This is a genomic window from Roseibium sp. HPY-6 (genome assembly GCF_040530035.1).
In the GTDB taxonomy this organism is placed as follows: Bacteria; Pseudomonadota; Alphaproteobacteria; order Rhizobiales; family Stappiaceae; genus Roseibium.
In genome coordinates this window covers 1882396-1894696 of the sequence record NZ_JBEWCD010000001.1, presented here as the reverse complement: position 1 = coordinate 1894696, position 12301 = coordinate 1882396, and the positions used below count along the sequence as shown (strand labels likewise).

6 protein-coding genes are annotated in these 12301 nt (G+C 56.7%); 4 read left to right on the top strand and 2 right to left on the bottom strand.

The genetic code is table 11. The annotated features are described in order from the left end of the window. Nucleotides 1–10 precede the first annotated feature (10 nt). Entirely contained in the window at nt 11–2206 is a 2196-nt protein-coding gene (locus ABVF61_RS08805) for a CHASE2 domain-containing protein (protein WP_353993141.1), read from the bottom strand. A 72-nt stretch (nt 2207–2278) separates the two neighbouring features. Further along, a complete protein-coding gene (locus tag ABVF61_RS08800; RefSeq protein ID WP_353993140.1) occupies nt 2279–6268 on the bottom strand; it encodes a M10 family metallopeptidase C-terminal domain-containing protein in 3990 nt (1329 codons plus the stop codon). Nucleotides 6269–6658: 390 nt separating this feature from the next. On the opposite strand from ABVF61_RS08800, the gene ABVF61_RS08795 reads away from it, so the two are divergent. From ABVF61_RS08795 to ABVF61_RS08780, 4 genes are all read left to right on the top strand, one after another. Then, nucleotides 6659–7963, top strand: a complete 1305-nt coding sequence (locus tag ABVF61_RS08795) for a TolC family outer membrane protein (RefSeq protein ID WP_353993139.1) — start codon at nt 6659–6661, stop codon at nt 7961–7963. After that, a complete protein-coding gene (locus ABVF61_RS08790; protein WP_353993138.1) occupies nt 7941–10217 on the top strand; it encodes a type I secretion system permease/ATPase in 2277 nt (758 codons plus the stop codon). Before ABVF61_RS08795 ends, ABVF61_RS08790 begins: the two co-directional genes overlap by 23 nt. Beyond that, a complete protein-coding gene (locus ABVF61_RS08785) occupies nt 10204–11508 on the top strand; it encodes an HlyD family type I secretion periplasmic adaptor subunit (RefSeq protein ID WP_353993137.1) in 1305 nt (434 codons plus the stop codon). Before ABVF61_RS08790 ends, ABVF61_RS08785 begins: the two co-directional genes overlap by 14 nt. A gap of 128 nt (nt 11509–11636) precedes the next feature. Then, nucleotides 11637–12272, top strand: a complete 636-nt coding sequence (locus ABVF61_RS08780; RefSeq protein WP_353993136.1) for a transglutaminase-like cysteine peptidase — start codon at nt 11637–11639, stop codon at nt 12270–12272. Nucleotides 12273–12301 lie beyond the last annotated feature (29 nt).

The following is a 12301-nucleotide window of genomic DNA, read 5'->3' as shown; positions in this document are numbered from 1 at the left end:
CCAGCTGTCTTTACTTGGTTTCGGCAACGAAAACGCCGTCCCACTCAGCTGGGGGCGGTGTTTTCTTGAAGGCTTCGATTCTCTGCCGGAACGTTTCGGCAAGGCGTGAAAGCTCGTTCTTCTTGTCCTTTTGAACCTCGTCGCAGTGTGACAGGGCCGTTTCCCATTTCTGCTCGCGATAATTCTGGAGCATTTTTTCGAAGCTTGCCTTTTGGATCGCGAAGGAATTCTTGAGAGCAAGGTCCATGTCCCCCAAAAGGCAATAGATCCGCTCCGGCTCCTTTTTGCCTTTGACCCTTATCAGGTCCGCCTCCACGAGTGCGAAGAGATCCATGACCTTCTGTGCGGTGTTGTTGCCGATTAGGATCGTGACGCCGTAGGCCTTGGTCTGTCCCTCCAATCTTGAGGCGAGGTTGACCGAGTCGCCGAGCACCGAATAATCGAAGCGGAACTCCGACCCCATGTTTCCGACGACGCAGTCGCCGGTGTTGATGCCGACACCAACGTTCAACGGAAAAAAAGTGTGTCCTTCAGTGTCTGCTTCCTGTTTGCGCTCCGCGTTGATGGCACGCATGCGCCGGACCATCAAAAGCGCTGCCTCGCAGGCATGGATTTCCTGACTGTCATCATCAAGGGGGGCGTTCCAGAACGCCATGATGGCATCGCCCATGTATTTGTCGATTGTGCCGCGCTTTTCCATGATGCCGTTGGAAAGCGGGGTCAGGAACCGGTTCATCAACGCCGTCAGGCCTTGCGGATTGTCCGCGAAGCTCTCCGAAATGTTGGTGAAGTTCCGAACATCGGAAAACAGGATCGTCATTTTGCGCCGCTCGCCGCCAAGTGCCAGGTTTTCGGGGTTATTGGCGATTTGTTCAACGTAGTCCGGTGCCAGATACTGCGCGAAGGCAGACCGGATCTCCTGGCGTTGAATCTCCTCACGGCGGTAGTTGATAAAGACCAGAAGGAGAAACACACTCAGACTGGTGAAAAGCGGATAGATGGCATCAAGCAGCAGCTTCTCGCTGGAAAAGAAATACCAGCTGCCACCAACCCAACTTGCAGCGAGGACAAAGCCAAACGCCATCACCGGGAGCGCGCCGAGGATCGGAACCAGGAGGATCGTCAATAAGGACAGGAGTGCCGCGGCCACGAGTTCTGCACCAATCGCGAAGTTTGGCCGGGTTAGAAACGATTCGCTGAGAATGTTTTCCAGAATCTGAGCATGCACTTCGACACCCGGCATTGCAGGATTGAGGGGCGTTGCTTTCAGGTCGAGCAAACCGGTGGCCGACGGGCCGACCAGGACGAGATGATTTTGAATGAGCGTCGGGTCAAATGAGCCATTTGCAATGTCAGAAGCAGAGACAAAACGCAGCGGATTGGACGGCGTGTAGTGGACCCAGATCCGTCCGTTGTGATCCGTTGGTATCTCCACGCCGCCGACGACAATGGATGAAATACCCGCGTCGTCGCTCTTGACCGCGAAGGCATCCTGTCCCGTTGCAACACGCAGAAGTTCGACGCTGAGTGCCGGCTGGATCTTTCCATCGGCAATGGTTGTGAGCGCAGCCCGCCGAACGATACCGTCCGGGTCAGGGTAGATCGAAAACAGTCCCTTGCCGGCAGCGGCGTCTTCGAGAATTTCGATATTCCTGAGGAGCTTTGGATATTCGAACATGTATTTCTTGGGATCCGGTCCAAGAAGGGCAACCGGGGTTTGGGCCTGTTCGCTGCGACCGGTCTCGACAAAATCAACACCTCCTGCTTGGCCGACTACGACACGCATCCGGCGCATGGTGTCGCTCATGATCTTGTCGGTGCTGGGCAAGGCCGCAAGTTCTTCGCGCAGGGCTGCGCCAAGGCCGCTTACTGACTTGCTGTATTGGTCCGGTGACAGGCGGTCCGGTTCGGGAAAGACGATATCGAATGCCACCGCGGCACCACCGGCTCGCGCAATGTTCTGCAGGATTGTTGCCAGTGTGGAGCGAGCCCAGGGCCACTGCCCGAGCTCGGCAAGGCTCTTTTCGTCGATGTCGACAATTACGACGGGGAGTTTTTGAAATTCGCGCGGCTTGAGGACCTGATAATAGTCGAAGGTTTTCAGACGGATAAGTTCAACGACATATGGATCAATGACACGTACCGCGAGCAGCACAAGGAGCAACACGAAGGCGGACAGACGAGCGCCTCCGAATGCCGCTTTCATTTTTCCAGTCAATCGTTTCATTCAGCGGAAGGACCGATCAGAGGCAGAGGCCTGAAAGCAGCTTTATTGGAGCTACGCCACCACGCTGTCGGTCGCCTGGACCCCGTTATCTGAAAAGACAAAGTCAATGATCCCCCCCGCTTGGACCGATTGAAGTACAGCGACGTCCGTGAAGACAGACGGACCGCCTGCACCATCGCCATCGACACTCAAAACCGCGTCGTCGCCGTTTCGCTCAACCTTTACATAGTCGCCGACGTCGGCGGTATTGAAGTTGGCGTCCAGGAGCGACGAAAGATCAAGTCGGTCTTCGCCCACTTCAAAATCAGCAATGATGTCGGCGAAGTCGTCATGGGACAGAACGAAAGTATCGGCGCCGCCACCGCCAACCAGAGTATCAAGTCCAGCGCCGCCGTCGAGCGTTTCGCCAAGATCGGTCCCGATAAGGAGGTCGTTGCCCGCACCTCCAATTGCCTTTTCGATCGTTGTGCCATTGGCGATGGCAATATTGTTAGTCATGCCGTTGACGGATGAATAAGCGCCGGGATTGAGATCAATGACGGCAGGTGTATCCCATGCAGAGAAATCGAGAACGTCAACACCCTCTGCATCATAGATGGTCAAGACGGGGTCTTCGTTCGCTGTAAAGTCATATATCGAGCCGGTCTCGGTGCTGTTGAAACCGTAGACGGTATCTCCGGCGCGGGTTTCAGGATTGGCCCCGTAGGCCTGCTGGATTGCCGCAATGTCTTCGACCATCGGGGTTTGCGCGTAGATCCACGTACCGCTTTCGTTCCACCAACTGATGCCGATGGCGTTAGGCGCCACCGATGACATGATGCTCTGCGCCTGGGTGACTGAAGCAGAGGCATTATCCAGGCCGAGAGCGTGACCGGTCTCATGCAGGAGCGCCTGAAACCCATAGGTACCTGTGTCGGGCGAAAGGGTCTCGGCGACATCGGGGTTCGTAACGATCGTGCTCCCGGCGGAGGTATCAAATGTCTCTGTAAAAGCGACGTCCGCCGAATTCAGAAACCTGATGGTGGCAGTTTCGGATGCATTGGCTTCCTCGATGGTCAGACCGGAGACCTCGGCCCAAAGTGAGAGCGCCGCAACTGCTGCCATCTGTTGAGCCGGCGTGTAGCTTGTCAGACTAGTGCCCTGTATTGAAGCAGACGGAAACGCATAGGTGACCGTGTTCAGCGGAAGAACGCCGGAGACTGAAATGCTGTCCGCAGGAGCGTTCAAATCGACTGGAGTCGGGGTTTGCGGCGCAGGTGCCGACCGGTCAGGCACGGGTTCATATGCCAGCGCCGCGCTGTTCGCCCGATTTCCTGCGCCCACGACATCCACGGAAGCTGTTGCGGTATCAAAGCCGCCATTGCCGTCGCTAATCGTATATTGAAAAGTGTCAGTGAGCGTTTGTCCCGGGGCAAGAAAATCAAATGCATTGCCCGTCTTATAGACAACCGCACCGTTTTCGATTGAAACGCCGGCGCCGAAGGTACTCGATGCGGAGACACTTTCCAAAGTGATCTGGTCTCCATCAGAATCAGATGTATTTTGCAGAAAACGTCCCTCTGCAAAGGTCTCGGTCGCGCCCGCCAAAACATCGTTGCCCACGATGCCGGCTGTTCCGATTGCCAGTCGAGCACCAAGAGAGCCACCGTCGCTTGCATCGAAGCTGCCGACCTTGAATTCGATGCGATAGGTGCCGGAGATTTCGATCGGCACTTCAATGGATTTTGCATCCTCAAATGTGTCGACCGGGGTCTGTTCAAGAAAGACCTGGGTGCGTACGCCGGTATCGATATTGACCAATTCGGCGGTGTGGAAAGCATCGTCAACCGAGAAATAGGATCGGTACTCGAAACTGACGACCTCTCCTTGAAAAGCGCTGAAGTCGTCACTGATGAGCGAAGGGCCGAACACAGTTCCACGGTCAGGTCCATCGCCCCAACTGTCCAGCCAGCCGGAAAACTGGAGCACGGCCACGTTGTCGTCGCCGGGAATAAAAAAGCCTGATTGGTCAACGTCGAACGAGTAGTCGTAATTGCTGGCGATAAACTCACCGTTTGGACCTGGTTGGGGGCCGGCAACCTGCTGCCAGCCGGCAAAGCCGTTTTCGAAACCGCTGTTGCTGCTGCCCGAAGACGTCAGAACGAAATCGGAAGCCACCGGTGCGTCATTCATACCGGTGACCGTTATTGTGACCGTCGCCGGAATTTCCGAAACAAGGCCTGTCTGGTCGACGGCCGCGTATTGGAAAGTGACTTCTTGCGTTGTGTTGGCCGTCAGACTGTCGAAATCACCGTTCGTGTCGAAGGTGAAGGTGCCGTCCGGCGAGACTTCGAGTGTGCCAAGTGACGGGGGTGAGAGTGCAAAGAGCGTGAGCGTGTCGCCCTGGTCCGGGTCGCTTCCAAGAAATGGTGCGGTCACGCTGCCGTTTTCATCGACGGTCAGGGCAATGTCGTAAACAATCGGCGGGTCATCCACCGGTTGGATTGTTATCGGTAAATCTGCGCTCAACGTCGTCGTACCGTCGAAGACAGTAAGCGTAAGACCGCCCGTTTCGCTGTTCGGTGACGGGGTGTAGGTGATACCGGCCAGGGCCGCGTTTATGTCTGCCTCTGACCCGCTGAAGGAGACTTCCTTGTCATCAATTCCGTCACCGACAAGGAAGGACAGTCCGGAAACCTGTGCCAGCGTGACGGTTGATCTTGCAACGATCGTAACGGTCCCCTGGCCGTTGCCTGGTATCTCGACGTTCAATCCGCTGAAGTTGATCGACTGGTCTTCCTGTGTGACCAGACTTGGTGGCAGAAAGACGAGGAGATCATCGCTGGTCGGCGGCGGTAGACCACTGTCGTCGAATGTGTCCGGAGAATTCGTGTTGCCCGGTTGTTGACGGCCGTTCGAAGGGGGAGGCGTACTGGGCCCGAGTGGAGATGATCCGCTGCCACCGCCCGAACCGGCTGGTCCGTCTGTTGTCAGCCCGCCGCCGCCATTGCCGAGTGGCGACAGATCCGGCGTGCCGAGGTCGGGAACGGGCCCGCCTTCAATCTGGTTCTGGCCTGCGTCGGTCTGTCCGGGGCCGTTATCGTCCTGCAAGCCATCATTGTCATTGGTATTTTGCTGGCCAAGTCCAGCGGCGCCATAGGCAGCATAAGCCTGCTGAAGCTGGCCTTCCACCGCAGCGAACTCGGATGGCGTGCGCGGCGTGATGATCGGAGCCGTGCCGGGCGCAGGCACGAAGAACGTGCTGTCAGTCGTGTTCACCGTGCCGATCAGCTGGCCGGTCACCCTGTCGAACAGTTGATAAGACCCCAACTGCCCACCCGGGTCGAACGCAAGCGCGAAGCGTGTTGCTCCATCCAGGGAGTTGATCTGCACGATTGGTGTCGTGCCACGGATTCCCATAGTGGCCGTCGGTGTCTCGACCCGCATATCGCCTGTGGGCGCGACTTGCCCGGTTACGAAAACGAAACTGCCCTGCACCAGGTTCAAGACCATGGAATTGTCGGAGCCACCCGGAGAGTAAATCAGCTCATCGAGGACCATTCTGGCATCGGCCGAGAGGGTGAACAGGGTTTCGTCAACGAAAACGATGACCAAAGATGACCCATCACCGGTTTGAACCACATCTCCCTGAAAAACGGGATCACCCGTCGTGAGCGTCGCGGTTGAGCCATCTGTTCTTTGAGCAGTTACTGTTCCTTCGGCGGATTGAACATTGCCGATGGGCGTCGCCGCAAGGCCTGTTCCTGCCTGTGCCGATTGTAACGGCGCGATCGGACCGGCCAGCTTTACCACAGTATTGCCGTCAAGGACGGGGCCGTCCGCCGTGACGAGATCCTGCGGCTGTGCCTGCCTGAAATAGTTCAGGACCAGCAAGGAGCCGTGTTCGGGATGACTGATTAAAAGATCTGGTCCCTCCCGCGTATAGTCTCCCTTGAAAACAAGTTGAGTATTCGCGATCGGTGCAAGGGAGTCTGAGGCATCGACAACCGCTGTTTCTGCAGTCGCGGACAGATTAATCCCGATATCCGGAACTTTAGACACGATTCACGTTCACCGGTATGGTTAAGAATTACACGATATCGAAAGTTAAAACACTATCAGGCCACTTAGCACTTTTTTAACAAAAAATCTTTGCTGCGTCCAAATAAACTGCGTTATGGTTATCGAGTGGGTTGAATAATATACGCTTTCAGCTGTGGCAGGCTGAGAGGCTACCGCAAGGTAAGTTTCTTGCTATTGGAAAATCTGTTCCGATTAACTTAGTTGGTGGGTATTGGGCAGGGTAGAATGTGGCGTAAAACTCAACTTGAGTTTGTATTGAGCAACGCGGCCATAAAATATTCGCTTCCGTTTCACTGCGGTCGTCGGCAGTTTTTTCTATTCGTGCTTCTTGCTGTGTTTACGATTGCTGGTTCACCGCGCGTGTTGGCAATGACCCTGGACGAAGCCATCGGCCGGGCCGTCACGACAAACCCGCAGGTGTTGGCGGCCGCCGCCAATCGTCGTTCCGTCGATTTCGAATACGATCAGGCAAAGGGTGCCTATCTGCCCAAGGTGGATCTCGACGCCTCATTTGGAGCGCAGTACATCGACCGGCCCAATTCACTTGATGTAACCGACAACCGGGAATGGCGTAACGCTAGAGATGCGACCTTAACCGCCAGACAGGTCTTTTTTGATGGTTTTTCAAGAGCAAACGAGATCTACCGTCAGGCCGCTCGTGTCGATGGCTCGGCGGCACGGGTCATGGAACGTGCAGAACTGATCGGTCTGGACGCTGCCGAAGCCTTTCTCGATGTTTACCGGCATCACCGCATCCTGGCAGCTGCGGACGAGAACATCCGTCAGCACGTGCGGCTTCTCGGGATCGTGCGTACGAAGGTCCAGGGTGGATCTGCAACGGAGAGCGAACTGAGGCAGGCCGAGGAACGTGTTGCAGCGGTTCATGCCGTGCGCGCCGATGTTCTAAGGGAACTGGGGGCCGCAAATGCCCGCTTTGAAAGCGTCATAGGCGTTGCACCGCCGACGCTGAAAGCGCCCCATAGGCCCAAGTCCATGCCCGGCTCGCAGGCGAACGCGATTGCGACAGCGCGCAGCAACCACCCCTCGCTGAGGGCGGGCTCTGCAGATGTCGATGCGGCAACGGCCGACTACGACAAGTCGCAATCGTTGTTCCTGCCCAACCTGGGTATGGAAGGCGTCGCGTCTGTAGGTGAGGATCTGGATGGAACGCCGGGACGCAACAACGAATTTGCCGTTCGCATGACCATGTCGTGGAACCTCTTCAACGGGACCATTGATACCAGCCGGCGGCGTCAATTGGGAGAGAAGGTGACGGAAAGCAAACTTCAACTGGATCACCTGCGCCGCACAGTCGATGAAAGCGTGCGGCGATCCTGGAGTGACATTGTCACCAACGATATTCGTCTTAAGGCATTGGGGGAGCAAACGGTGGCCGCTGAAGCGGTGATCGTGAGCTATGAAAAGGAATATGAGGCCGGCTTGCGCGACCTTCTCGATCTTCTGATTGCGCAGAATTCCGCCTTTACGTCGCGCGTCCAACTGATCAGTTCACAGACAATTGCAATTTTTTCGCGCTACCGGCTTCTGGCCTCGACCGGCAGTCTTCTGTCTTCGGTGGGCGTGAGCGCGCCACCCGAAAGCCAGGCCGGCCCGACCGAAGTTCCCTGGTTCGTGGGATCAAGAGGTCTGATTGAACCGCTGCGGAAGTGGTGAGGCAGTCGCCGTGGATGGAGGAGAGCAGACAATCCGCCTGGACCAGCGCCGAACCGGCACTGCAATCGCCGAGGAGGATCTTCAGTCTTCTGGCTCGAACAAGCACACTGCCAACGGCCTTTTGGAAGCATTGAACTGGATCGCCCGCTACCACGGGCGCGTCGCCAATTCAGCAGAACTGCTGCGTGGTCTGCCGACCGATGCCACGGGGCTTCCTGTCAGTTGCCTTCCGGAGGCTGCGGACCGGCTTGGGCTCGACGTTCGGATTGAACAACGCGACATTACAAACGTGCCGATCGTGACGCTTCCGGTCATCATTGTGCAGGAAGGCGAGCCGGCCGTCGTCGTGGAAAAAATAGTCCGCGCAGAGGGAACTGCGCGTGTGTGCTCACCCGTGATACCGGGAGGCTCAAGAAGTGTTGCACTGTCTGAGCTGACAGGTGAAAAGCATCCCGTTGTTGTGTTTGTCAGTCTTAAGCCGGGAAACGAGAAGCAGCATGCCGCCGTGCAGACACCCCGGGACTGGTTCTGGTCAGCTGTTCGCCGTTTCTGGCCGAATTACACGCAAGTCGTGATAGCCGCTCTGATCGGCAATCTGTTGGCGCTCGCAAGTCCGCTCTTCATCATGAACGTCTATGACAGGGTCATCCCGAATCTGGCGATTTCGACGCTCTGGGTGCTGACGCTCGGTGTCCTGATCGCTTTCCTGTTTGATTTCGTCTTCAAGATGTTGCGCATGAAGATCGTCGACGAAACAGGCAGGCGGGTCGACATGGCAGTCGCCGGGCGCATGTTCGATCACTTCCTGCGACTGAAGATGTCGGGACGGCCAGCGTCTACGGGTGCCGTCGCCAATCAGGTTCGCGACCTGGATTCCGTTCGTGACGCGCTGACGTCGTCATCCGTGATCGCCGTGACCGATCTTCTGTTCATCGGCGTGTTCGTGTGGGTGATGTGGTTCCTAGTGGGGCCTCTCGCATGGGTGCCGGCTTTGGCCGTCCCGGTCGTGATTGCCGTGACAGGTTTTGTGCAGATGCCGCTCTCAAGAGCGCTTGAAAGCGGACAGAGGGATGCCGCACGGCGCCAGGCACTTCTGGTGGAAACCGTTTCTTCGCTCGAAACGATCAAGGTAAGCGGTGCAGAGAGCTGGTTTCGCAGGCACTGGGACAGGGCGGTTGCAGCAGCGAGCCGTTCAACGACAGCGGCGAGATACTGGGCCAACGTTGCTTCGTCGTTTACCTCGGTCGTATTCCAGCTTGTCTCCATCGTAATCGTGGTTTGGGGTGTTTTTCTTGTCCTCGATGGCCGGATTACAGTCGGGGCCCTGATCGCAGCAAACATACTGGCCGGCCGTGTGCTCGCACCGCTGAACAACATCTCGCAGACCCTTGCGCGTCTTCTTCATGCCCGCAGCGCGCTCAGAAGCCTCGACGGGCTTATGAAATGCGAGACTGAGGCAGGATTTACCGCGCGCGGCGTTGCTGCGCCCGATAAGGCGTCCATCGTGTTTGAAAGCGTATCGCTTACCTATCCCGGCAATTCTGTACCGGCACTGGACAGCGTCAGTTTTTCTGCGAAAAGCGGTGAAAGGATCGGTATCATAGGCCGTGTCGGTTCTGGCAAAAGTTCGCTTGTGCGCATCTTGTCGGGGTTATACGAGCCCCAATCCGGAACCTATTCACTGGGTGGTGCCGATACAAGGCAGTATTCGGCGGCCGATATGCGGGCCACTGTCGGCTTGTGTCTTCAAGACGCAGAACTGTTTACCGGGAGCTTGCGCGAAAACATACTTATCGGTGCTCCCTATGCCTCCGCGCAGGAACTTGAGCGTGCGGTTCACCTGGCTGGCGTTGATTTCTTTTCATCGCATCATCCGGACGGGTTGGAGATGCATATTGAGGAACGCGGCCGCAGTCTGTCGGGCGGCCAAAGGCAGGCTGTTGCGCTTGCCAGATGCCTGATCCGGTCGCCGGGCATCATCTGCCTGGACGAACCCACCGCTTATCTCGACGTCATGTCGGAAAAACAACTCTGTGATCGCCTCAGGCAAATTGCAGATGAAGGGGTCACCCTCTTCATAGCAACGCATCGGGACGGCCCCCTTGATCTGGTCGACCGCATCCTTTTGCTCGACAAGGGCAAGCTGATCATGGACGGTCCGAAGGATGTTGTTGTTGCGCGCCTGAAGGCTGGCGCTCAGGCAGGCTATAATACGCAAACATCGGGTTCGGGAGGCGGTCGTGCCCCGGCTTGACGAAAACTTCGCAAATGATGTGAGGGCGGCACTCGAACAACGCAGCAATGCCGGGATCTGGGGCATCTTGTGCGCAGCACTTTTCTTGCTCGGCGCGCTTGTGGTCTGGGCTTACTTTGCCAAAATCGAAGAAGTCACGACCGGCGACGGACGCGTCATTCCGTCAAGTCAGATCCAGGTCGTGGAATCCCTAGAAGGCGGGCTTGTTGCGGAAATGTATGTCCGCGAAGGAGATGTCGTCGAGGCCGGCCAGGCGCTGGTCAGGATAGACGACACAGGTTTTGCCGCCAGTCTGGGAGAGCTTCAGCAGCAACGACGCGCTCTGGTCATGCGGGCGCGGCGCCTCGATGCCGAGGCCCAGGGAAGGCCACTCGAGTTGCAGGACGGCGCGGATGAACAGGCGTCGGCGCGTGAATTGGCCTTGTTCGAAGCCCGTGAAGCGGCGCTCAAACAAGAACTTTCGGTTATCGAGCAGCAGCTGTCTCAAAGACAGCTTGAGAAAGTCGAACTTGAGACGCGGCTTGTCAGCGTTCAGTTGTCTGCCGACCTTTTGAACGAAGAGCTGCAAAGTGCGCGGGAATTGTCGGCTGCCGGTGCCTATCCCAAGATGGATCTTTTGCGGCTTGAGCGGGAAGCACAGGGAGGCAAGCTCGAGGTAGAACTTCTGAACGCATCCATTCCGCGCTCTGAAGCAGCCATTACAGAAGCGTCGGCACGTCTGGAAAGCGCGGTTCTGGGCTTCCGTGCGCAAGCGCACGAGGATCTGACGCAGACGTTGAACGAGCTGACGGTTCTCGATGAAACCATCAAATCAGCGACAGACAAGGTGCAGCGAACTGTGTTGAGGGCTCCGGTTCGCGGCATCATCAACAAGTTTTCTGTTGCAACCATCGGTGCGGTCGTGTCACCCGGCGAAAGCATTTCGGAAATCGTTCCGCTCGACGATACCCTGTTGATTGAAGCACAAATCCGCCCGCAGGATGTCGCTTTCCTGTTCCCGGGGCAGACTGCCCGAGTCCGGGTGACGGCGTATGACTACACGGTTTATGGGGATCTGCCGGGCGTGGTGGAGCGCATCGGTGCGGATACGATCACAAATGAAGACGGAAACACCTTTTACAGGGTTGTCTTGCGAACAGACCGAAATTGGCTCGGTGCGGAAAGCAACCGTTTACCAATAATACCGGGAATGGTCGTGAGTGCATCCATATTAACCGGCAATAAAACGGTGCTCGACTATCTGTTGAAGCCAATAATCAAGGCGCGCTCGGAAGCTCTAAGAGAAAGATAAGCAAGTATCGGCGCGCCTGAACAGGTCAGAGGTCGATGCGTTTCGCTTGTGGTGCTCCAAGAGCAGATGTGTTCTTGTTCTTTTTCGTCTTAGTGGCTTTCGTTGGAACAGCACTTCCGGCGAAGTCGATGGAGTTCAAGCGCGCCGCTGAAATTGCACATCACATACCTCAAACGATTTTGGAAACCGGTCGGGAGCCGGTGATCAAAGCCTCTCTTCAGGCTGATGGCGGACAGGAATTCATACGCAGATCAGACACAGTGCTCGCGCGGCGCTGGGCAATGACCAGAGCGCGACTTGACGCTGAGGCTATGTGGCTGAATTCCTGTACGAGGGGTGCTTGCCGTGATCCGCGCGCGGCAATCTGGTCGAAAGTCGTTGCGCATGTTAAATCCGTGCGCTCTGCCCAACAGCCCGCTCTGGTTCAAAAACTGTTTTCCGGCAGCATCCGCTATGTGCGCGACAGCGAGGCCGATGATCACTGGGCCAATCCCTTGTCGACGCTTCTCCAGGGAGCCGGCGATTGTGAAGATCACGTCCTTTTAAAACGCGCGGTTCTGATTTCAGCCGGGTACCGCGCGGCGGACATGAAGCTTCTCATCCTTCAAACGGCGTCAGGTACGGGTCACATGGCCTTAGAGGTCGAAACCGGGCAAACGCTGATCCTGGACAACCGATATCGTTATCCGATGTCGGAACGCGGTATGCAAGGCGACACCCTTGCAGCGGTCGCAACGGTTCGGGGGTTCTATCTCGCCAGGTGATAAACGGCACACCAGGCGTCGATTTCATG

Excerpts from the sequence above, each read along its gene's own strand:
- ABVF61_RS08780 (WP_353993136.1), top strand. The coding sequence starts at position 11,637 with ATGGAGTTCAAGCGCGCCGCTGAAATTGCACATCACATACCTCAAACG.
- ABVF61_RS08805 (WP_353993141.1), bottom strand. The coding sequence starts at position 2,206 with ATGAAAGCGGCATTCGGAGGCGCTCGTCTGTCCGCCTTCGTGTTGCTC.
- ABVF61_RS08795 (WP_353993139.1), top strand. The coding sequence starts at position 6,659 with ATGACCCTGGACGAAGCCATCGGCCGGGCCGTCACGACAAACCCGCAG.